This is a genomic window from Staphylococcus saccharolyticus (genome assembly GCF_900458815.1).
GTDB classification, from domain to species: domain Bacteria; phylum Bacillota; class Bacilli; order Staphylococcales; family Staphylococcaceae; genus Staphylococcus; species Staphylococcus saccharolyticus.
Map to the genome: position 1 here is coordinate 233,183 of NZ_UHDZ01000001.1, position 23,183 is coordinate 256,365.

Consider the following 23,183-nt stretch of genomic DNA (forward strand, 5'->3'; position numbering starts at 1 on the left):
ATTGCTAGACATTTAGAAGTTCATTTTTAAAAAATAAATAGATAGAGGTGCTAACTTTGAAAACAAGACAAAATAAGTATAGTATACGTAAGTTTAGTGTAGGCGCGTCATCAATTCTAATAGCAGCATTGTTATTTATGGGTGGTGCTTCAGCGCAAGCAGCAGAACAACATCAGGAACAGGGAACTCCTGATAACGGGATAGCGCAATCTATTGGGGATGAAAATGGAAAAATAAGTGAACAATCAGTGACTCAAAATCATCAACAAGTTGAGCCACGAGAGCAAAATGCTGACAATCAAAATAACATCAATTCTAATGATGAACAATCAAGCTTACATAATGAAAAACAACGTAGCAAAGAGGATTCAAACACTGAAAAAGCATTACAAGAAAAACCTCAAACTAATCAAACACAAACTGCAGTAGAGCATTATGAGGGTCAAGAAAGTCATAAAGAGGTGCCAGTTCAGGACGTTTCTCAAGATAAACCACAACAAGAACAAGTACAACAAAATAACAATATTAAAGCAGAGGATCAAGCTTCACACGCTAAAGCAGTGCGAGCTAATGAAGATGTAAAGACTAAAATGACTAAAGACAATGATTCTAGTGCCTCACAGTCAACAACTAAACAAGCACAAGGCGTTGAAAAGAATACCGAATCAACAAAGGCATCTATACCAACAGAGCTATCTCAACAGGATAAAGAGGCAACTCACAATCAACAACAGGTAGAACAAGTAACAAATGATAAGGTCAACTCATCAGAAACACATAAAGATATAAATAAAGAAGTTAATGAAAATACTCAACGGGTGACAGCTAAAGATGATGCAACGTATAGTTTGACTGCAAAAGATTCTAAAGACGAGCCTTTAAAAGTAAGTAAAAAGGCAAATCAAGTTTCTGATAAAGAGTCATCTTCTAAAGATGGTTTAGGTGCTTTGAAAAGTAATGCAGTAGCTACAACGAATAAACAAACTGCACAACAACTGACTAAGAACGATAAAGATCAAACAAATAAAGTAGCAAAACAACATCAATACAAAAATCATGATCCGATTATCCTAGTACATGGGTTTAATGGATTTACAGATGATATCAATCCAGCAGTATTAACGCATTACTGGGGTGGCGATAAAATGAATATTCGCCAAGATTTAGAAGAAAATGGTTATGAAGCATATGAGGCAAGCATTAGTGCTTTCGGTAGTAACTATGATCGTGCAGTAGAGTTGTATTACTACATTAAAGGCGGTCGTGTAGATTACGGTGCGGCACATGCGGCTAAATATGGTCATGAACGTTATGGAAAAACTTATGAAGGCGTTTATAAAGACTGGAAACCAGGTCAAAAAGTTCATTTAGTAGGACATAGCATGGGTGGTCAAACAATTCGTCAATTAGAAGAATTACTTAGACACGGTAGTCCTGAAGAAATCGAATATCAAAAGGAACATGGTGGCGAAATTTCTCCATTATTCCAAGGTGGCCATGACAACATGGTTTCTTCTATAACTACACTTGGTACGCCGCATAATGGTACACATGCATCTGATTTATTTGGTAATGAAGCATTAGTTCGCCAAATGGTATTTGATTTAGGTAAAAAATTTGGTAACAAAGATTCTCGTGTAGACTTCGGTTTATCACAATGGGGGTTAAAACAAAAACCTGGTGAATCTTACATTGATTATGTTAAACGTGTACAAAACTCTAAATTATGGAAATCTAAAGATAATGGTTTCAATGATTTAACACGTGATGGAGCAACAGATTTAAATCGCAAAACATCGTTAAATCCTAATATTGTCTATAAAACTTATACAGGTGAAGCAACTCATAAAACACTATCAGGTAGACAAAAAGCTGATTTCAATTTATTCCTTCCATTTGCTTTAACTGCAAATTTAATAGGTAAAGCTACAGAACAGGAATGGAGAGAAAATGATGGACTTGTATCAGTTATTTCTTCACAACATCCATTCAACCAAAAATATGTTGAAGCAACAGATAAAAATCAAAAAGGTATATGGCAAGTAACACCAGTAAAACATGGTTGGGATCATGTTGATTTAGTAGGACAAGATAGTTCTGATACAGCACGTACTAGAGAAGAATTACAACAATTTTGGCATGAGTTAGCAGATGATTTAGTACAAAGTGAACAATTAACATCAACAAATTAAAAAATTCATATATTGGGTATATAAATTCTGACTACAATAGAGATAGGGGTGAATCTAATGACAGGTGATGTCTTCCAATTAATCGGTTCTTTATTTAGAATCTTAAAAAATTTATTCAAATAAAATTGAATAGTTAACACCAAGCGCCCTCGTTCGAGATAAAATTTATGTGTCAATCTTGAACGAGAGGCGCTTTCTCGCATTAGCATGACTTCCAGCTAGGTTGGTAATGATTAAGCTGTAGCTTATACGGTTGTTTGCCAATAACGAACCTGAAAATATAAAATTCACGTAACATCATACCAAAACCAATGCAGATTCCGAGAATCATCAACAATGATATCGCTAAAAAGACAATAGTGCTATCTTCAAAAATATTAGTGTAAGCAAAGAGTGAATCTAAAATAATAGGGTGCAATAAGTAAATAAAGAATGAAAATGCACTAATTGCTTTAATAGTATTTAATAGCATTGTTTTAAAATGCATGCAAATACCAACTAATACAAAGAACATAAGACTATTGTAAAGTGTCAAAGTATAAGTAAAACTTGTAACATTCCAATAATCTTCACCAGAAATAGAAATAAATAAAACATATGCACCAAGCGCTAACATAATAACGATAATTAAATACTTTTCCAAGAAAGATAAAATACTTTCATAATTATAACCAATATATCCACCTAAAAAGAAATAAAAAATCCAACCTAAGAACATCGTATTTTCACTTAATGGATAATAATGTGTCACCAATTTGTGAAAATAATCATTATAAATAAAATGATATAAATAACTTTGTTGAACAATCAAGGACGATAACAATAGAAGCTTGCTATTAAATAATTTGTAATTCACTTTATATATTAAATATGATAAGACGAAGAACTGCATGATAATAATGAAATAACCATACCACTGTCCCAAAACGACATTTTCAATGAATTGTTTTTTAAAAGAGGAAGCGGTTAATAACGATTCGCTATAACAATAAAAAACACCTACTAAAAGATAGGGGATAAAAATATATTTAAATCGCGATATTAAGTAATGTTTGCTTACCTTTTTATAATTTAATGTAGTTAATAATTGTGATAATACAATAAAATTTGGAGTTCCAAAAATAACAATATTACGGATATAATATTGTAATATTAAAGAGCTACCCGATAAGTTTTTGTGCTCTAGTGTGATTTGTGTCAATAAGTGCGTCACAATTATAATGACACAAATAAACGCACGTAAATATATTAATTCAAGTCTAATTTTCTTCATCGAATCCATCCCATTTCTTAACTAAAGTTTCAAATGCATCATTACTTACTAAAATGCGTGAGATTTTGTAATTATCGACATTTGGTGTGACTGCTTTTTCTTGAAGTGTAAAACCATATTTCATATGAGCATTCTTAATCGCTTGAATTTTATCACCATTAATTAATCCATAAGGGTAAGCTATGGCTTGTTCATTTTTACCATATTTAGAAATTAAATTTTTATTACTTTTTTAATATCTTTTGTAGCAATAACGTTAGATACTTCAATAAACTTAGATTTATTTCCTTTTTTAGTGAATGCAAATCATTTGTATGAGATTCGAAATCCCATAGACCCGTCTCATGCATTTTATCTAACTCTGATTGAGTAATCATATCTAAGTTATGAAAATTTTTTCTCCTATGTGTCCGGTAATTAAAAATCCAGTTGCTGGTATTTTATATTTTTTAACACAGGAAAAGCATTATCATAAATAGTTTTATCCATATCATCAAAATTAATCCAAACACTTTTTTTGGGGAATTTTCCTTTTCCTTTTTCTTTGTAGGTAATAAATTCTTGCATAGTGAGGAATCTAGCATTATGAGCTTTTAGCCATTTAATTTGTGACTGAAACTCATGATCTGTCACACTATAATTTTTAATTTCTTTGCTACTTGAAAATATTGTAATAAGTCATTTAGTGCATCTTTTTTTCTCACTCTGTGATAGTTTAACGCTAAAGCGCTATTCTTTTTAAACTTTAACTTCTTGTGATTTTCATCAGCTTGAGCATAATGATGATAAATAGGTTTAGCATTCGTCATTATTAACAACATTATTAAGCTAATGAAGATGAATTTGAAAGGTTTCATGCTTCACGACCTTTCATACAATTTTTCGGAAATGATACTTATAGTAAAAAAGATAAAAATAATAAATGTAAAGATACCCATTAGACCAAATATATTATAAATTTCTGTATTTTCTACGTTTAAAGTGATACGAATTGTAATGACACTTTCAATTTGTGAATTAATAAGTATACCAATATATACGACCATGGCGACAATACAATAAATCCAAAACGTACAAGATATCGCAATGAACAAGCTCTCCCTAACTAGATTCAATGACGATTTTACTGTTGGATATTTCCTCTGTCTGGGCTTGACCATGTAGCATAGCCAATAATGCTTTAGGAAACACTACAATGACAACAGCAGTGTTGATAATCCAATAAATGGTTGGATACCAACTTACAAAAATCAACCCAACTGTATTTTTCTTTTCTTAGCGACTGTCTATAAATAAAGCAACTGTAAATTGAATTATATTAATAAATGTCATAGTAAATGATGAAAAGAAGAAAATTGAAAAACTATATTTCAAGTATGTGTAATCTAAAAAGTTGGCTGTTACTAATAAAAATGCTAGATAAATAAGAACGACATAAACCCAAGTAATTGAAATAATTTGTTCAAACATGAGTAAATAGAGTGGTATTTTTCTAGATTTCATTGTTACCCAAAAATCTCTTAGTAGGACTTCGCGTCCCCCTTGAGCCCACCTTACACGTTGCTTCCATAAGCCTCCAATAGTTTCAGGTACGAGCATCCAGCACAAAGCACGTGGCTCATATTTAATTTGAAATCCTGATAAATGTAATTTCCAAGAAACAGTAATATCTTCAGTAATCATATCAGTATCCCAATGATCAACTTCTTTGAGGGCACTTTTCTTGAATAATGTGAAAACACCAGAAATTGTATTGACCGCACCAGCAAGTGATTGACTATGTTTAATACAACCAATGAGACTTGAGTATTCTATTGTTTGAATTTTTCCTAATATAGAACTCTTATTACGGATACGAGGATTTCCTGTTACAGCACCTAGTTTTGGATTCTTTTTAAAGTTAAGGTGCATCATCATCAACCATAGTATCTGCATCAAGACACATGACATAGTAATAAGAGGCATGTTTAACACCTTGGTTTAATGCATTAGTTTTACCTCGATTCACTTGCAAATCCAAGAATTTAAAGTCGTAACTTTTTTTCATGTCTTAAATAATCTCTGCAGTGTTATCAGAACTACCATCATTGATGATGATAATTTCTTTTTTAGTGTAGTTTAAAGATAATACGCTTTTGAGAGTGTCTCTTATACTGTTTCACTTTCGTTGTATTATGCCAGTAAAAACGTAACACCCTCAATGTTTTGTTGGTTACCTTTTACTAATTTCTTTCTGTTAAATGGTTTTTCCTTAATGAAAAAGTAATAAATTAATCCTACTATCCAATAAATTGACATAAAAACAGGATAAAAAAGTAAAAGTAGCAATTTATATACCTACCTTTCGTTAGTTAGGTTGTATCGCATATACTAATCGAAAGTATTTCAATTTGCAATAGAATGTTGTTATACTTGAACGGTAATACTTGTAATTTTAACTTAATTTTTCTGAAATATAATGAATAAGGGGGAGATTTTAGAATTGAAAGATAAGATTATTGATAATGCAATAACCTTATTTTCTGAAAAGGGGTACGACGGTACAACGCTTGATGACATCTCAAGAAGCGTTAATATTAAAAAAGCCAGTCTTTATTATCATTATACAAATAAAGAAGAGATATATCGCAAAAGTGTAGAAAACTGTTTTAACTACTTTTTAACTTTTATTCTCAAGAATCGTGACGATAATTACTCAATTGATGGACTTTATCAGTTTTTATTTAAGTTTATATTTGATGTCGATGAAAGGTATATCAAATTATATGTTCAATTATCCAATGCACCAGAAGCATTGTCTTCAGAGATTAATGACTATCTCAAAGAAGTAAATGAAACAATAAATAGTGAAATTATAAAATATTATGATCCCTCCTATATATCTATGGATAAAGAAGATTTTAAAAATTTGATTTTCCTTTTTCTTGAGAGTTGGTATTTACGAGCCTCTTTTTCACAGAGATACGGGGGTATTGAAGATAGTAAGAATAACTTCAAAGATGAAGTGTGTTCGTTGTTAAATGTATTTTTAAAAAAATAAATTTTGTAACTAGTATGTAATAAATTTCTTATTTTTTTAAGGATTTTCGTTGCATATTTTTTTAAATCAAAAAAATAGTTGACAATATTTATTAAACTTGTGATTCTTAAGTTAGCAATTAATTTTTTGTATTTTGCACAATTTCATAGAGTTATGAATAATTCAATTTAAATAATAATTAACCGAAAATTTGATTTAATTGTGACTATATTTATTTAATTAGTTAGATTTATTTTTGAGAATTGGTTTTAACAACTATTGTAAATAAAGTTATGTCATTCAATTTAATCTTTCAACAATTAAAATAGACTACTATTATGCACAACCATAAAATTTAGGTAACACTTACAATTGCCCAGTTGTAAGTGTTTATTTTTTTACTGAAGGTAAAATTTAATTTAATGGGTATGTTAATAAGTAGCATACGTAAAATAGCGGTAAAGTTTTTGTAATGTAAATTATTTTATTATTTTGAAATGGGGTTATATGAAAATGAAGAAAATTACTTTAGTTGGTAGAGCAGTATTAGCAGGTACAATTGCTTTATCAGGAGTCGCAAGTATTGCAAGTGCAAACGAAATGCATCAAACTAGCACTTCTACTTACCAACAAAAGGTGGATGCGCTTAATCATCTTAAAAGTAAAAAACAAATTAGCAATAAAGAATATCAAAAGAGAATGGAAGCTTTAAAAGAGTATGATAAACATGGACGTACAAATATGGGCATGAGACCTTATGGTGGTTTTCCACCTAAAGGTATGACAAATCATCAATATGTTGAACTAGAGAAAAAAGTTGATAATGATTATACAATGTCTACAAAAGAATTTGAAAAAAAGTCGATAAAGAAACACAAAATATTGCAAATAAATATGGCGTAACAATTTATGCACCACAAAAAACATTCAAATCAGAAAATAATAATTAATGAACATATCCTATAAGTGATTAAGATATACGAGATTAACTAATTTTTTTAATAATCACTTATAGGGTATTTTTTCATGGAGATATTTGTAATACTCGAAATTTTCTTGGTTGAGCATGAATGAGCAAGAGTGAAGAGATATAAAAAAAGAGTCTGGGACATAAAGTTCTTAGACTAGTAAAAAAAGACAATTTCTATTGAAATAATATAGAAACTGTCTTTTTTATAATTATTCAAACCATATTTAGCTCGTTGAGCTGCTATTTTTCTTATATTAAGTGCTATTAGTACAAATCCTATTTCTCTTTTGACTTTATTTATGCCTCGAACCGACATTTGAGTGAAACCCAAAATAGCCTTCATAAATCCGAAAACAGGTTCTACATCAATTTTTCTTTGACTGTAAATGTTTTTTGTTTCCAGTTCAGAAAGCTTCTTACTGATTTGGGCTTTAAAATATTCCCAGTTATAATTTTTCATTATTTTTTTATTTGTTTTTGAGTAGAATTTCATACACTGATTTTTCAGAAGACATTCTGAAAAATCATCACATTCATATAATTTGAAGTTTCGCTTAAATCCGTACTTATCATGACGATAGGCATATCTCTTAACCCAGTCGTTTATTGTTCGGACAAATGAATTCGTCATTCATTTCGTCGTATTCCCAATTTTGAGTGTTAAAGATGTCACTTTTATATTTTTTAGTTTTATCTTTAATAAACATACCGTAGGTTATAAGCGGTGTTCGATTAAAATCATCTATAATTGCTATATAGTTTGGTTCGCTGCCATAACCTGCGTCAGCTACAATATATTCAGGTAATTGACCATAGGTCTTTTGAATTAAATTTAAGAATGGAATCATCGTTCTCATATCTGTTGGATTTTGATATGCATTATAAGATAAAACAAATTGAGAATTTGTTGCTATTTGTAAATTATACCCTGCCTTGAGTTGTCCATTTTTCATATGATCTTCTTTCATTCTCATAAATGTTGTATCATGGTCTGTTTTAGTGTAACTATTTCTATCATTTAAAATAGATTTTTGAATTTCGTATTTAGACTTTCGCTTAGAGTAATCATTAATTTGTCTTTCGTATTTTTTTGATTTTAGTTCGCTTGAGACGTATTGCTTTTCTTATCCTAGTACATGCTTCATTGTTGATTTGTTGGTTTAAATCTTCGATTTCTTTATCTAAATGACTGCCAATTAGATTAATTTCTTCTTTAGTTAATTCATTATCGTGATCTTCTTTAATCTCAGGTATGATTTTATTTTTTATTAATTCACGATAGAGTGCTTTAGAATCTTTATTCATTTTTGATTCATGGTTATGAATGTTCTTTTTCAATACAAATGTATATCGATTGGCATTTGCCTCAACTTTTGTACCATCAATAAAAATAGCTTTATCATCTATAAGATTTTGTTTCAAACACTGACTATGAAATTAAATAAATAAAGATTCTAATAAAGTATCTACTTAGGGATTTACTCTAAAGCGATGAATCGTTTTATAAGAAGGTGTTTGATTTTGTGACAGCCACATCATTCGAATACTATCATTAAGCAATTTTTCTATTTTTTGACCAGAAAATACAGATTGTGCGTAAGCATATAGCACTACTTTTAACATCATTTTAGGATGGTATGACGTTGCACCACGATAATGTTTGAATTCATCGAATTTAGTATAGGGAATTGTTTCAACAATATCATTCACATATCTTGAAATATCGTTTATGGGGATAAGTACTGAAGTTTCTATTGGTAGAGTAAGTTGAGTCATGTTAGAATCTTCATACATAAGGCACCTCGTTAATTTAGTTTAGTGATGTTTATTAAATTATACGAAAATGCCTTGTTTTTCTAAGAATTATGTCCCAGACTCTTTTTAAATATTGGCAGTTGATGACTGAGTCAAAAAGGGAGTGATATCAAGTTTTTTCAACTCTATACCTCATTGATGGGGTGGACAACGAATTCAATATGAATTCTGTCTCACTCCCAATATCAATATATTATTAGCGGAGGGAGAAGGATTAGAACCAACGCGAGCAAAAAGCTCCTACCAATCACGAATGATTAGCCTCTTAAACCAGACTTGAGTATCCATCCAAAATCAGAACAATTGATATCTTATAATATATAGAACAATCTGTAAAGAGAAAGTTTATTTTTTATTATAAACATGTAAATCTTCTTCAATGATCAACTTAAAATAGAGATATTATAAATAGTATTAATAATATCTAATCTCATATCAATAATGCTTTAATATCATTAGTGTTTATCTTATTTAACCATTATTTATCCCCAGTCATAGTGTTAATCCTATACATTAATTTGAATTTTAAAGTTAATAATTAATGAATTTTTTGAAAAAAATATACTTTATTACAATCAAATAGGGAAAAGAATACGTATCATAATAGAGTTTCGTCAAAAAATTGACATCATTTCATGAATATTCAATTTTATTTATCAATATAAAATTGGTCCAACAAGTCTTATTTAGACATGTGCTTAATATCATGGCATCATAAATTGTCTTAATTTTATTACATGAAAACTTATGAGGGTAGCATCTAAAGAGGATGTGGATTTAAAAATTCATACTTCACATTGCGTCGATTTTTTTATAATATAGCATTCATATTGATTTTTTTGAAACTAAGAAAAAGGAGGAAGCAGTCATGAAAGATAACAAGATGATGTTCGTAATTTTTATGATAGGAACATTTACAGTAGGGATGGCGGAATATGTAGTAACAGGTTTACTTACTCAAATAGCTGGAGACATGAAAGTATCTATTTCAAGTGCAGGTTTACTTATTAGTGTTTATGCCATCAGTGTCGCATTAATAGGTCCTTTAATGAGAATTTTCACTATGAAAGTTCATGCACATCGTTTGTTACCGATTTTAGTTGCAATTTTTATAGTAAGTAATCTAGTAGGTATGTTAGCACCAAATTTCAATGTATTATTATTATCAAGACTAATGTCTGCAGCAATGCATGCACCATTCTTTGGAGTTTGTATGAGTGTTGCGGCAGCTGTTGCTCCTCCTGCTAAGAAACCACAAGCCATCGCGCTTGTTCAATCAGGTTTAACAATCGCAGTAATGGTAGGTGTACCATTTGGCTCATTTTTAGGTGGATTTGCAAATTGGAGAGTTGTCTTTGGTGTTATGACAGTGTTAGCAATCATCACTATGTTGGGAATGATAAAGTTTGTCTCACACGTTTCTTTAAGTGCAGAGGCAAATATTTCTAAAGAATTAACAGTATTTAAGAACCCACATATTTTAATTGTGATTGCAATCATTGTTTTTGGCTACTCAGGTGTATTTACAACTTATACATTTATGGAGCCAATGATACGAGATTTTTCACCGTTTAAGACTGTAGGTCTAACTGCTTGTTTATTTATGTTTGGTTTAGGTGGAGTAATAGGAAATTTAATTACTGGTAGTGTGCCAGAACATAAATTAACTAAGAATTTATATCTAACGTTTTTACTATTATTGGTAACAATCGTTCTATTTGTAACTGTTGTTCAGAGTTCAATATTAGCACTAATCATTTGCTTTTTATTCGGCTTCGGTACGTTTGGTACCACACCATTACTAAATAGTAAAATTATTTTAAGTGCAAAAGAAGCGCCTCTTCTTGCAAGTACATTAGCAGCTTCTATCTTTAACGTTGCTAATTTCCTTGGTGCAATTATTGGCTCTATACTGTTATCAATAGGTTTGCCATATATACAAATTACATTAATATCTGGTGGAATCATAGTATTTGGTATGATTCTTAATCTTATTAATCATCTTTATGAAAAGAGACATATTACATTCAATAACTAAATAATGATTATTCATTACTATTTAAAAATGTCCCTATAAGGTTATATTTTCGAGTTAACTTTATAGAGACATTAATTTATAAAATGTACTTTTTTAAATCAATGACATTTTAATAAATCAAGCTATCACTTAACGACTTTAAAATCGACGACTTGTGAGATTTGAGATAAATAATCTATTAACAATTGAGCGCCCTCGATTTGAATATCTTTTACGACAGGTTTATTAGCATACATATTATAATTACCACCGCTAACTGCTTTATAATTATTCACACATATTGTATATAATTGTTCTTCTTGTAGTGGCGTGCCGTTAAAATATAAATAACTGACTCGCTCGCCATAAGGACGATTAACGTGAATAGTATATTGAATGCCGGTAAATATATCATAGTTGAAATGTTGGAATCATTCTAATTTAGTGAATAATAAAAACATTCAATCAATGGACGCTTCAAAATTAGAAAATAGTGTTCTTTTTCAAAAGCGTGTCAAATCAATTGTTAAAAAAGCTCAACGTTTTTCAGAAGAAACAGCAATGGTTAATAGAGAAATGGCTAATGAATTTGAAAAAAGTATAAGCATTCAGCGAGAAAAAATATATACAGAAAGAAACTAAATATTAGAAACGACAGATTTTAAAAATTTCAACTTTGAACAACTTGCATATGATGTCTTCGCCAAAGATATTAAAAATAATCAATTAAATAATGAAAGTGCACTCGTTAATTATATATATCAAAACTTGAGTTTTGTATTTAACGAAGATGTATCTACTATAGATATGAATAATTATGAAGAAATCATACAATTTTTAACACAACAATTCGTACATCAACTTCATAGTAACTTTGAGGTTGTATCAGATCCATATTTAAAACTTCGCTTTTTACAAAAATCTGTTTTAAAAGCAATCGATAGTGAATGGATAGAGCAAGTTGATAATTTACAACAACTAAAATCTAGTGTAAATAATCGCCAAAATGGACAGCGTAATGTTGTTTTTGAATACCATAAAGTTGTACTTGAAACTTATGAATATATGTCTGAAGACATTAAAAGAAATATTATAAGAAATCTATGTTTAAGTATTCTTACATTTGATCAATCTGGCGACATAGTGATTTATTTTCCATAAACGAAGAGGTGTAATTCGCATGACAATATATAATATAAATTTCGGGATTGGGTGGGCGAGTAGTGATGTAGAATATGCGCAAGCATATAAAGCACAATTATTACGCGAACTTAATTATCCGATAAAATTTGTATTTTTAGACTTTATTCAATCTGAAAATATTCAAACACTTACAAGTAACATTGGATTTAAAGATGATGAAGTGATATGGCTCTATCAATATTTTAGTGATATTAAGATTGCCCCTACAACATATACATTAGATGATTTGATGTCAGAGTTAGGTAATGAAGTCACTCGACAAGAGCATGATGATAAAGTTTTACGTTTGTATTTAAACAATAACCAAACCGTTGTTACTTAAAGAATTCGTACGATAATATCGCCGATCGTGCAGAATTTGTAGTTAATGGTATGTTAATTCGTAAGGATTTTTATAGCTATGTAAGAACATTTTCAGAATATTATGCATCGTATGATAATAAAGCTAAGTTGTACATGCGTCAATTTTATAATGAAGATGGCTCTATTGTTTACAATGAATACATTGACGAAGATGAGCATGTATATGTTTTTGATGACACTATAGTAAGCAGGAATTCATAGCATACTTTATACGTCAGCTTAAGTTATCTAAAAATGATATCATTATCATTGATCGTGCTACTGACGTTGGACAGGCCATTTTAGAAAATAAAGCCTATAGCAAGGTTGGAGTGGTGGTACATGCAGAACATTTTAGCGCGCATTCAACAGACGGAACACATATTTTATGGAATAATTACTACGAGTACCAGTTTGAAAATGCGAAATATATCGATTTCTTTATTACCGCTACTGACTTACAAAATAAAATTTTAACGCAACAATTTGAAATCTATACTGATGATTCACCCCGAATTAGAACGATTCCTGTGGGCAGTCTAAAAATGTTAAACAATCCTCAAGAATCGAGAAAGCCATACTCTATAATGATTGCATCGCGTTTAGTTAATGAAAAGCATGTAGACTGGATTGCACTTGCAGTTATAAAATCAAAGCAACGACTCCCACAGTTAAATTTTGATATTTATAGCGATGGACCTGAACAAGAAAGGATTGAAAGGGTCATTAAAGAACATCAAGCAGAAGATTACATCCATCTAAAAGGATATGTGAATCTTCAAAATATCTATAAAAAGTATGAACTGTTTATGACAGCTTCACAAAGTGAAGGTTTTGGTCTTACTTTAAAGGAAGCGATAGGCTCTGGTTTGGGAATGATTGGTTTTAATGTTAATTATGGTAGTCCAACGTTTATTCGACACAATCAAAATGGTTACTTAGTACCTATTGATTTAGATAATCAATCAATAGAAGAGGTGACTACTGAAATGGCAGAAAAGATTGTGCGATATTTTGAAGAAGGACCAAAACAACCACATGAGGTTTCATATGAAATAGCAGAATCATTTATAACACCGCGCATTGTAGATAAATGGAAACAATTAATAGAAGAGGTGCTACATGATTAACTTATTTGAAACATATGATCAAAACACTCGTGAACTACATCAATCTCTAAAAATCGCTGGCTATAATCATTTTACAATCGTCATGGATGATGATGGATTTTTACCCGATGAAGTGACATCTCCATATCAATATTTTGCAGCTTACCAAATTTTTGATAATGGTAAGCCTGCTTTTTTCAACGATGTTAAAACACCACTTTTTGGGAAATAAAAGGTGATGCGACGATGGCAACAATTACTGACATGGGAGAACTTAGAGGTAAAATTTTTTATAGAAAGAACTATCAAACACGAGTGGTTAGCTTTGTAGAATGGTTAGATAAAAAGCAACGTTTACGTTCAGTTGATCATTATACTAAAGAAGGATTCAAATATGCTGAGACAGTGTATGATTTAACAGGGTATGCTATATTTAAAAAGTATATGACTCGTGAAAATAAAGAAGTCATGTATGAGAATTATGTAACTCGTGATGTCGTAGTAAATTATAATGGAAAGTCATATTTCTTTGATTCAAAAACAGAATTCATTAAGTTTTACTTAAATGAAATAAATATCAATCTTGAACAAGTCATATTCAATAATTTATCTACGCCATTTTTATCATTATACGATTTACCTCAATTACAAAAGGGAATTCTTTTTTGGCAAGAACGAACACAAAATGATGTTCCAGGAAATATGAAGTTGATATTAGACGAAAATCGCCACAATCAATTTGCTATAATAATTCCTAATCAAAAAGAATATAGAGACATCAATAGGCAGTTAACAGCAGAAGAACAGCAGTCTGTTTATCCTTCAGGTTATGTTTATCACAAAGTGAAAGAAAATCACTTTTCTAAAAATATTTTAATTCTTACCAACTCGGATCAAATACCTCATTTAGAAACATTGATTAATGATAATGAAGAATTTCAATTTTACATTGGCGCTAAAACTGAGATGTCATCAAAGTTATTAGATATGGCGCAATATAAAAACGTGAAATTATATCCAATTATTAAGGAAGATGTGGTTGAAATGTTGTATCAACACTGTGATATTTACTTAGATATTAATGAAGGTAACGAAATTTTTAATGCAGTTCGAACGGCTTTTAATCATAACATGTTGATTTTAGGTTATAAAGACATTGTGTACAACTCAGTAGTTACAGCTAATCATAATCAATGTTCTGTACAAGATGCAGACTATTTAAATCGTATGCTCAAAGATATTGTACGCAGTCAATACTATTTTAAAGAGAAATTAAATGATCAATTAAGACATGCTAATGAAGTATCAATTTCCTTATTTAAAAAAGGACTTGAAAAAGCACTACAGTCATAATAAATAAAAAGTGTCGAATCTTACGATATTGTAATTGTGGCTACAATCGCTTAAATTGAGCGCGATATTATGTTTGTATATTAATTGAGGTGATAAATATATGGAAAACTATGATGAAAGATATAGTGATAAAACAAGTAATGTATTAGGCGCTTTAAGTTATCTCAGTGTTTTCTTTGCGCCTGTATTATTTCCACTAATCGTATGGATTGTGTCACAACCTCCAGCATCAAATTATTCAAGAAACGCATTATTTAATCATATTTTTAGTTGGGTGTTTGTAGCATTAGGATTTGTATCCCTTTTAATTGGGACTTCAATGGGTGATTCGGCAAATTTTGCTATTGGAATAACGATATGGATTATAGTAGCTGTACTCTTCTTTATATGGTCGCTGGTACTATTTATTATAAATATTGTACGAGGAATTAAATTGTTGATAATTTAAATAGAGAAGCGAGTTAGAACTTTGGTTTTAGCTCGCTTTTTTACATTCAATAAAATTAATTGAGATTTTAGAAATAATTTTAATATATTCTTGATTTTGCAGATAAGTGTTATAAAATTAATATGTATTTGTCTATTTTAAAAAATTCGAATACATGCTAAGTAGTTTTAAATTGTCTTACATAATTTTTATACCATTCTTTTTTAACTGCTTTAATAAATAGATAGAAAGGAGGAGAGTCTATGAATGAAATTCAAAATAATAAACCAACTAGTAGAGTTGCAGAAATGATTTTAGGTATTATGGGAAGTATTTTTGGCATCTTAGGTGGTCTGTTTGCCATAATGGTAGATGGAATAGGATCAGAGTTTGATGCTCAAACAAGTGGAGTAGGAGGACTAGGTGCCGCAGTTATTTTAACATGCATTATCACTTTAGTTCTAAGTTGTATTATTAATAAAAAAAGGGGTCTAATAGGAATTCTTTTAGTTATCGGTGGTATTCTTAATTTTGTATTTATAAGTTTCTTTAGTATTTTATCAGGAATTTTAATATTAGTGGCTGGAATACTAGCTTTAGTAAGAAAGTAGTATCTTTCATAAGAGCGGAACAAGAAGTTTTTGTTCTACTCTTATTTTTTATTTTGCATATTGAATATAATCTATCTATTTGAAATTTATAATCAGCATCTCATATGATTAATCATGAAAGTAGAAGAAGTTTTGATAGTTATAGGTGATAGGGTGGAAACAGTGTGCTTTGCAGGTGGCTTTGCGGGACACAAGCCTTTTTTAACTCGATACCACGAGTAATTATCACTGAGGCAGGAAGAGTTAATGGTCTTCCTAATTATTTAGATGATTCTTACGATGGCTATGCAGAGTGTGTAAAAGTTCAATTCAATCCTAAAGACATTACAATTAATGACCTTATGAGCTATTTGTTCGAAATAATTGATCCTTATAGTTTGAATCAGCAAGGTCAAGATAAAGGTAAAAAATATCGGACAGGTTTGTATAGTGATAATGTTAAGCATTTAGAAGAAGCATAACAGTTTATTAATAGTAGGGACGATGTTGTTCGAATTAAAGTAGAAGTACAGCCCTTAAATAATTATGTTAGAAGTACAGAAGAGCACCAAAATCATCTTGAAAAGTATCCTGAAGATTATTATTTATGTCACGTTTCACGAGAATTATTGAATAAATATTAAAAGTAATAATAATTGATATAATTTTAAACACATGTAAAAATGCCGACAATATAACTCTTTGTCGACATTGTGAGTTCTTTTATATTTAACTTTTCTAAAAATAATAATTATTTTTTTGAAGTAAATGTATCTAATAAGCTTAATGTAGCTAATCCTAGTAAATCAAGCGCATGTTGAGCACCTTTTTTACCATGACCAACTTCAAAGTGTTTATAAGCAGCTACACTTAATACTGAAATGGTAGCTAATGAACCTAAACGAGAGATATTTTTGTTTAAAAAACTTACAGCGAATAAACCAGTAGCTGCAATTTCAACACTACCTGCTAATTTAACTGATTTTTCAGGTAATCCAAACACATTAGTAAAAGTGTCAACCATATCTTGGTCACCTTGTAGTTTTGGTTTACTTGCATCATATAGTTCTTTAGCAAGTTTTAAATTTGTAGCATAACGTAAAATCATAAATCTATTCCTCCTATTTATTTGCAAAATATTTATCTACTATAGGTTTAACCTTTTCCCCAAAAAGACGAATTGAATGCATAATATGCTCATGAGGCGTAGAACCGACAGGAGTATGGAGCATAAAACGGTTAATTCCTAAAGTTTCAATGGTATGAATAATCTTTTGAGCTACGGTTTCGGGGCTTCCTAAATATATAGCACCTTGAGAACCTATTTCTTTTTCAAATGAATTTTCATCGAAAGGTGGCCAACCGCGTTCTTTACTTAGAGTATCTTGATGTGCTTTTAGTGAAGGGAAGAATTCATGCTTAGCTTGCTCGTTAGTTTCAGCAACATATCCCCATGAGTGCACGCCAATAGGAAGGTGTTTTGGTTGTATCCATTCGATTCAGCTAAGGCTCGATATTACGTGTAAATCGCCTAGGATTATCTCCAATAATGGCATACGTAATAAGTAACCCATATGCACCAGCTCTCAGTGATGATTCAGGGGTTCCTCCAGTAGGCTATCCAAATTGGCAATTTACCGTGCTCAATTCGTGGATAAATACCAGTGTTCTAAACTAGGTCGTAACTTTCCTTCCCAACTCATCATTTCATGTTTATTGATTTTAAGCAACATTTGAAGTTTTTCATTAAATAAATCTTCATAGTCATTTAAGTTATAGCCAAATAACGGGAATGATTCAATAAAAGAACTGCGTCCTACTATTATTTCTGCTCTGCCACGAGATACTGCATCTAAAGTTGAAAATTGCTCATAGACTCTCACAGGATCATTGGAAGATAAAACCGTCACTGCTCTGATGAGAGTTTAATATGATGAGTACGAGTAGCAGCAGCGCTGAGTACTGTTACAGGATCTGATACTGCATAATCTTTTCTATGATGTTCATTTAAACCATAAAAATCTAACCAGAGTTGATCAGCCAATTCTATCTCTTCTATGATGTCTCTGATACGTTGAGCATGACTAATGGGTTGACGCTTACCGTCTGGCATGTAAATGGTGCTATTTTCTGCAAATAATGTTAAGCCTAACTCTATTTTCATCCATAACACATCCTTGATATAAAAAACATACTAGATATAATAAGCCCATCTACACGTATATGTCAATATTTAAATTTTTGAGATAACTTTGAAATAATGATGGACTGATATTACTAGTTTATTAACTTGAAAATTGATTCAGTTTTTCGTCAACTCATAGTAAACAGATAGTTGAATTTATTATTTTAATTTTTCGTCAATTTAAATACCTCTTTAGGAATGATTGGCAAACTGTCATAATAGTAACGTTGATTAAAATTTTGAAAGGAGTATGAAATTCGATGAAGGAAAGTAAAAATTACAATCTCATCACAACAATTATGTTTTTATCAGGCATTATAGTAATGGGAAGTTTATATACAGCTTTACCGCTTACCGCAGCGTTCGCAGAAGACTTTCATGTTCCTGAATCGATAGCAACACTTAATGGAGTCATTTTCTCGTTAACTTATTCTTTAAGTTGTCTTTTTTATGGAACTATTTCTGAAAAGTTCGGTAGAATAAAAACAATTTTAGTCGGTATGAGTGCTCTTGTTGTTATTTGTCTGGTTATTGGGTTTGTTCATTCATTTATTATCTTGCTTATCATGCGTGCATTGCAAGGTGTGTTTGCAGCATCATTTTCTCCGGCAGCTATGACATATACAACCGAAACATATCCACCCGTTAAGCGTGTGACAGCAATTAGTTTTATTAGCACAAGTTTCATGTTATCTGGAGTGTTAGGTCAAAATATGAGTGAGATGATTGTAAGTCACTTTAATTGGCAGTGGATATACTTTATCTTAACTCTACTTTATTTAATATTAGCATTTGTTATTTTGAAAAATGTACCAGAAAGTTCTCACAAAAATCCCGATATTAAACTACTTAAATTTTTTAATAACTTTAAAGATTTTAAAGAGAACTTGAAAGTTTTTTATTGTTTATTTATCTCACTCACACTCCTAATTATGTTTATTAGCATGTACAGTATTTTGAATTCTTACATTACTTCAAGTCAAGTAGCCGGAGATATGTCTGCCGCATCTATAGTTAAACTTTTTGGTGTAATAGGGATGTTGTTATCATTATTAGCTGGACGCTTAAGTAGTCGATTAGGTATGAAACGAGTACTTTCTATTGCACTTGCAACGTCTGTCGTGTCGCTTATTTTAATTGGGACTTTTACTAATATTGTAGTGATTACAATTTTTAGTGTGACATTTGTTGCAGGTATAGCATTCTCTATACCAACAGTTATTTCCAAAATTGGTGTCGTTGTTAACAGTAACCAAGGTTTCTTCTTATCTGTAAACACAGTTATTCTGTTTTTAGGTACAGCTATTGCTCCAATATTAATGATTTACGTAGAGCAACTTACAAATTTTTTCATACAATTTGCCGTTATCGCGTTGATTGGACTTATGTCTTTAATCGTCTCATTCTTTATGCCGAGCGATCAACGTTCATATTAAGTTGAAGATCTCTATCTTTTATAAAAATAAATAATTACAAACTTAAATATCTATAACTTTTATCTATAAATAAATTACTTTTTATTATTAGACATGAACAGAGAGTGTCATGTAACCTTAAGATAATAAATCTTTAAGCGATAGAGGTGGAGTGCTATGAATTATTCTCCAAAGCAAGGTGTTAGAAGTCATGGTTTACCACATGATCCGTTCAAGAGTAGTATAGTAGCAAGACCTATTGGGTGGATTTCAACCGTGTCAAAAGATTGTAAAGATAATTTAGCACCGTATAGTCAATATCAAAATCTTACGTGGGATCCTCCAATGGTTATGTTTGCTGCAAACTAATCAGTACTTGGAGATCATGAGCGTAAAGATACAGTGAAGAATGCTGAAGAAACAGGTTGGTTCGTATGGAATATGGCAACATGTGACTTACGTAAAGCGGTAAATTTATCATCAAAAGCATAACCACCCGAAGATGATGAATTTGAATTTGCGGGTGTCACAAAAGAAGCGTGTATCGAAGCACCAGGTTATAGAGTGAAAGAAGCACCGGTTCATTTTGAGTGTGAATATGTACAAACGGTAAGAATTTCGATCGGCGATCCTGTCTCTAATGTAGATATTGTTATTGGGCGAGTAGCACAAGTGCACATTGATGATAAGTTAATTATGGACAATGGTAAATTAGATATTAAATCTATACGCCCTATTGCACGTCTTGGTTATTATGATTATACTGTCGTAGATAAAATATTTGAAATGAAAGCACCATCAGCATCGACAGAAGAACTTGCAGGTCTTGAAGGTCGCAACTTTGATAATTAAAACGAAGAATAAAATGATTAAAGTAGGTGCATGTCGCTAAAATTGTGACATGCACTTTTCTTGTTTAATTTACATACAAGCAGTATGCTAAGTGAAATATCAAGGCATTAAAAATATGGTCTTTCGAAATTTATAAGTAAAATTAATGTAATAGTGGGGGAATTATTATGCAAACAAACATGCAAGCATCACTATGGTAAAGGTCCAGTATCATTAGAAAAGATGCCTCTACCAAGTATGAGCCCTTATGAAGTTAGAGTGAAAATCAAAGCAGCGAATATAAATCCAATAGATTTTAAAATTCGAGATGGGGGATTAAAAATGTTTCTGACATACCAATTTCCAATAATCTTAGGTAATGATTTTGCGGGAGAAATAGTTGAAGTTGGGAATAAAGTGACAGATTTTAAGGTGGGTGACAACGTATACGGGCCCCCCGTAAGTCTAAAATTGGGACATTTGCCGAGTATATTTCTATTAATACCGAAGAAATAGCGCTAATGCCTCAAGGACTCTCATATGAAGAAGCAGCAAGTATTCCTTTAGTGGGATTAACGTCTTATCAAGCTATTAATGAAGTGATACAAGCTCGACCAGGTGATAAGTTATTGATTCAGGCTGGTTCTGGTGGCGTAGGAAGTTTTGCAATTCAATATGCAAAGGCGATGGGAATTCATGTTGCAACAACTGGAAGTAATAGAGGTAAAGCGCTTATAGAATCACTTAAACCTGATGAATTTATTAATTATCAAGAACAAGATTTCTCAAAGGTATTAAAAGATTATGATGGTATATTTGATACACTTGGAGGAGTTAACTTAGATAAATCATTTCAAATTCTTAAACCTAAAGGTGTTATTGCATCAATTTCTGGTTTTCCTACAGAAAAAATGCACGAGAGTTAGGGAGGAATATTTTTAAACAAGTATTATTTAAAGCTGCATCATTAAAGTATCAACGTTTAGCAAGAAAATACGATGTTAATTATGATTTTTGTTTATGCATCCAAGCGGCCAACAATTAAGAGATATAACGACGATGATTGAGGCTGGAAAAATTAAACCAATTATAGATAAAGTGTTTGATTTCAAAGAAACGCAACAAGCAATTGAATCTTCAGAAAGCGGAAGAGCAAAAGGAAAAATTATTGTTAAAATGAAAGATTAAAAATAAAGAGGTGAGATTAATGACTAAAATAATGATAGTAAATACTAGTATTGATTACTTTGGAAATAGTGAGGCACCTACTGGTTTATGGCTAAGTGAACTTGTACACTTCTATGATGAATTTAAAAATACAAATGTTAAGATTGATATATTTAATATAACTGGAGGACAAACACCTATAGATCCTGTAAGCTTAAATCTTTTAATGTTAGATAAAATGACAAAGATGTACTATAGAAATGAGCGCTTTATGGATTTACTTCATTATTGCCAGCCCATTGATCAAGCACAACCTGAGAATTATGATACTATTTATTTTACTGGTGGGCATGGTGTAATGTATGATTTCCCAGAAAATAAGTACATACAAAATGCAGTGAATATAATATATAATAAAGGTGGCATTGTTTCAGCTGTTTGTCATGGTATTGCAGCGTTACTTAATGTAATAGATACAAATGGGAACTATTTTCTTCAAAACAAAAAATCACTGGGTTTTCAAATATTGAAGAAGTTTTGGCAAGACGAGACAGTTTAGTTCCTTTTCATTTACAAAATACAAAACGAAATAATATAACGAGGAGCGATATACCACTTTAACCGAATTCCTTTTACTCCTAACCTTGAAGTAGAAGGTCGACTTATTACTGGACAGAATCCTCAATCACCTTCTAAAGTTGCTAAAGCTGTAAGAAAACATTTATTATAACTTAAAGTAAAAAGTACGTAAATTCTCTGATTTTGTCTGTTAGGAAATATACGTACTTTTTTATTGATTATAAAAATAAAGTAACGATAATTTTATTTTTAATGCAGCCTAAAAGTTATCGCGTATAACAACGGTATAATATTTTATCCAACAAATATGTAGTTGCATGAATACCAGACATTTATGCCTAACGTTAAGATAAATAACGGAGAGTATAAATGTTAGAATTATTTAAAATTAAGAGCGTTTTAAACAAGTCTATACTGAAGCATTAACGAAATAGCCAATTAAACAGAAAGCTCCAATAAGTAGGAGGCAAACACCAGGAATAAACATTTTTTCTTTAACATCTTTGGCTTTTGAATGATAGATGATATGACTTAATATAATAAGCACTATACCTATAATCATAGCGACGATTGATACTATAAACATATTTAGTCCTCCTTATTTAATAATTGACACTATATTAATGAAGAAAAACGAACATATTTGTTATTACTATTCCCATTTTAAAACTTTCTAGTTCATTTGTGGGAAGATTT

11 protein-coding genes, 1 tRNA gene and 12 pseudogenes are annotated in these 23,183 nt (G+C 30.8%); 14 read left to right on the top strand and 10 right to left on the bottom strand.

The genetic code is table 11. The features are described from left to right. The first annotated feature begins 56 nt into the window (after window positions 1–56). On the top strand, window positions 57–2,192 hold the full coding sequence (gene lip / locus DYE57_RS00970; protein ID WP_115312540.1) for a YSIRK-targeted triacylglycerol lipase: 2,136 nt from the start codon (window positions 57–59) through the stop codon (window positions 2,190–2,192). A gap of 202 nt (window positions 2,193–2,394) precedes the next feature. On the opposite strand, the gene icaC is transcribed toward lip, so the two are convergent. From icaC to icaA, 4 genes and pseudogenes are all read right to left on the bottom strand, one after another. Next, on the bottom strand, window positions 2,395–3,465 hold the full coding sequence (gene icaC, locus DYE57_RS00975; protein WP_115312541.1) for a polysaccharide intercellular adhesin biosynthesis/export protein IcaC: 1,071 nt from the start codon (window positions 3,463–3,465) through the stop codon (window positions 2,395–2,397). Next, window positions 3,452–4,322: pseudogene (gene icaB / locus DYE57_RS00980) on the bottom strand (intercellular adhesin biosynthesis polysaccharide N-deacetylase). The gene icaC and the pseudogene icaB overlap by 14 nt, the downstream one beginning before the upstream one ends. Window positions 4,323–4,325: 3 nt before the next feature. Then, the gene (gene icaD, locus DYE57_RS00985) at window positions 4,326–4,625 is read right to left on the bottom strand and encodes an intracellular adhesion protein IcaD (protein ID WP_115312542.1); all 300 of its coding nucleotides are present in this window, start codon (window positions 4,623–4,625) and stop codon (window positions 4,326–4,328) included. Continuing rightward, a pseudogene (gene icaA, locus DYE57_RS00990) lies at window positions 4,589–5,763 on the bottom strand (poly-beta-1,6 N-acetyl-D-glucosamine synthase IcaA). Before icaA ends, icaD begins: the two are co-directional and overlap by 37 nt. A gap of 184 nt (window positions 5,764–5,947) precedes the next feature. On the opposite strand from icaA, the gene icaR reads away from it, so the two are divergent. Both icaR and DYE57_RS01000 read left to right on the top strand, forming a co-directional pair. Beyond that, a complete protein-coding gene (icaR, locus tag DYE57_RS00995) occupies window positions 5,948–6,505 on the top strand; it encodes an ica operon transcriptional regulator IcaR (protein WP_115312543.1) in 558 nt (185 codons plus the stop codon). A gap of 492 nt (window positions 6,506–6,997) precedes the next feature. Continuing rightward, complete coding sequence (locus tag DYE57_RS01000; RefSeq protein WP_232619706.1) at window positions 6,998–7,387, top strand: cell surface protein; 390 nt, start codon at window positions 6,998–7,000, stop codon at window positions 7,385–7,387. A 221-nt stretch (window positions 7,388–7,608) separates the two neighbouring features. Here DYE57_RS01000 and DYE57_RS01005 read toward each other — a convergent pair. Then, window positions 7,609–9,248, bottom strand: a pseudogene (locus DYE57_RS01005) (IS1182 family transposase). Between the two features lie 221 nt (window positions 9,249–9,469). Further along, window positions 9,470–9,559: transfer RNA gene (locus tag DYE57_RS11780), tRNA-Thr, on the bottom strand. 578 nt (window positions 9,560–10,137) lie between these two features. Between DYE57_RS11780 and DYE57_RS01015 the strand changes: the two genes are divergently transcribed. Continuing rightward, window positions 10,138–11,307, top strand: a complete 1,170-nt coding sequence (locus tag DYE57_RS01015; protein WP_115312544.1) for an MFS transporter — start codon at window positions 10,138–10,140, stop codon at window positions 11,305–11,307. A gap of 125 nt (window positions 11,308–11,432) precedes the next feature. Here DYE57_RS01015 and DYE57_RS01020 read toward each other — a convergent pair. Continuing rightward, a pseudogene (locus tag DYE57_RS01020) lies at window positions 11,433–11,714 on the bottom strand (5'-nucleotidase C-terminal domain-containing protein); the annotation flags it as partial. Between DYE57_RS01020 and DYE57_RS01025 the strand changes: the two are divergent. The 6 genes and pseudogenes from DYE57_RS01025 to DYE57_RS01050 all read left to right on the top strand — a co-directional run. Further along, window positions 11,704–12,447: pseudogene (locus DYE57_RS01025) on the top strand (accessory Sec system translocase SecA2); the annotation flags it as partial. The pseudogenes DYE57_RS01020 and DYE57_RS01025 overlap by 11 nt on opposite strands. Window positions 12,448–12,466: 19 nt before the next feature. Beyond that, window positions 12,467–13,961: pseudogene (gtfA, locus tag DYE57_RS01030) on the top strand (accessory Sec system glycosyltransferase GtfA). Beyond that, window positions 13,954–15,293 (top strand): annotated as a pseudogene (gene gtfB, locus DYE57_RS01035) (accessory Sec system glycosylation chaperone GtfB). The pseudogenes gtfA and gtfB overlap by 8 nt, the downstream one beginning before the upstream one ends. A gap of 100 nt (window positions 15,294–15,393) precedes the next feature. Then, window positions 15,394–15,741 (top strand): magnetosome magnetite crystal formation protein family, encoded by a 348-nt coding sequence (locus DYE57_RS01040; protein ID WP_115312546.1) that lies wholly within the window; start codon window positions 15,394–15,396, stop codon window positions 15,739–15,741. A 242-nt stretch (window positions 15,742–15,983) separates the two neighbouring features. Continuing rightward, window positions 15,984–16,331 (top strand): hypothetical protein, encoded by a 348-nt coding sequence (locus DYE57_RS01045; RefSeq protein WP_115312547.1) that lies wholly within the window; start codon window positions 15,984–15,986, stop codon window positions 16,329–16,331. A gap of 164 nt (window positions 16,332–16,495) precedes the next feature. Then, a pseudogene (locus DYE57_RS01050) lies at window positions 16,496–16,954 on the top strand (peptide-methionine (S)-S-oxide reductase). A gap of 107 nt (window positions 16,955–17,061) precedes the next feature. Here DYE57_RS01050 and DYE57_RS01055 read toward each other — a convergent pair. Then, on the bottom strand, window positions 17,062–17,418 hold the full coding sequence (locus DYE57_RS01055) for a hypothetical protein (RefSeq protein ID WP_115312548.1): 357 nt from the start codon (window positions 17,416–17,418) through the stop codon (window positions 17,062–17,064). Window positions 17,419–17,431: 13 nt separating this feature from the next. Then, window positions 17,432–18,474, bottom strand: a pseudogene (locus tag DYE57_RS12670) (LLM class flavin-dependent oxidoreductase). Between the two features lie 281 nt (window positions 18,475–18,755). On the opposite strand from DYE57_RS12670, the gene DYE57_RS01065 reads away from it, so the two are divergent. The 4 genes and pseudogenes from DYE57_RS01065 to DYE57_RS01080 all read left to right on the top strand — a co-directional run bounded on the left by DYE57_RS01065 (window position 18,756) and on the right by DYE57_RS01080 (window position 22,638). Then, the gene (locus tag DYE57_RS01065; RefSeq protein ID WP_115312549.1) at window positions 18,756–19,931 is read left to right on the top strand and encodes an MFS transporter; all 1,176 of its coding nucleotides are present in this window, start codon (window positions 18,756–18,758) and stop codon (window positions 19,929–19,931) included. A gap of 156 nt (window positions 19,932–20,087) precedes the next feature. Further along, window positions 20,088–20,762 (top strand): annotated as a pseudogene (locus tag DYE57_RS01070) (flavin reductase family protein). A 222-nt stretch (window positions 20,763–20,984) separates the two neighbouring features. After that, window positions 20,985–21,929, top strand: a pseudogene (locus tag DYE57_RS01075) (NADP-dependent oxidoreductase). Window positions 21,930–21,948: 19 nt separating this feature from the next. Further along, a pseudogene (locus DYE57_RS01080) lies at window positions 21,949–22,638 on the top strand (type 1 glutamine amidotransferase domain-containing protein). Window positions 22,639–22,896: 258 nt separating this feature from the next. Here DYE57_RS01080 and DYE57_RS11785 read toward each other — a convergent pair. Further along, the gene (locus DYE57_RS11785) at window positions 22,897–23,073 is read right to left on the bottom strand and encodes a hypothetical protein (protein ID WP_165417839.1); all 177 of its coding nucleotides are present in this window, start codon (window positions 23,071–23,073) and stop codon (window positions 22,897–22,899) included. Window positions 23,074–23,183: the final 110 nt, after the last annotated feature.

Coding starts and splice junctions, on each gene's coding strand:
- icaC (WP_115312541.1), bottom strand. CDS start 3,465: ATGAAGAAAATTAGACTTGAATTAATATATTTACGTGCGTTTATTTGT.
- icaD (WP_115312542.1), bottom strand. CDS start 4,625: ATGGTCAAGCCCAGACAGAGGAAATATCCAACAGTAAAATCGTCATTG.
- DYE57_RS01000 (WP_232619706.1), top strand. CDS start 6,998: ATGAAGAAAATTACTTTAGTTGGTAGAGCAGTATTAGCAGGTACAATT.
- DYE57_RS01015 (WP_115312544.1), top strand. CDS start 10,138: ATGAAAGATAACAAGATGATGTTCGTAATTTTTATGATAGGAACATTT.
- DYE57_RS01040 (WP_115312546.1), top strand. CDS start 15,394: ATGGAAAACTATGATGAAAGATATAGTGATAAAACAAGTAATGTATTA.
- DYE57_RS01045 (WP_115312547.1), top strand. CDS start 15,984: ATGAATGAAATTCAAAATAATAAACCAACTAGTAGAGTTGCAGAAATG.
- DYE57_RS01055 (WP_115312548.1), bottom strand. CDS start 17,418: ATGATTTTACGTTATGCTACAAATTTAAAACTTGCTAAAGAACTATAT.
- DYE57_RS01065 (WP_115312549.1), top strand. CDS start 18,756: ATGAAGGAAAGTAAAAATTACAATCTCATCACAACAATTATGTTTTTA.
- DYE57_RS11785 (WP_165417839.1), bottom strand. CDS start 23,073: ATGTTTATAGTATCAATCGTCGCTATGATTATAGGTATAGTGCTTATT.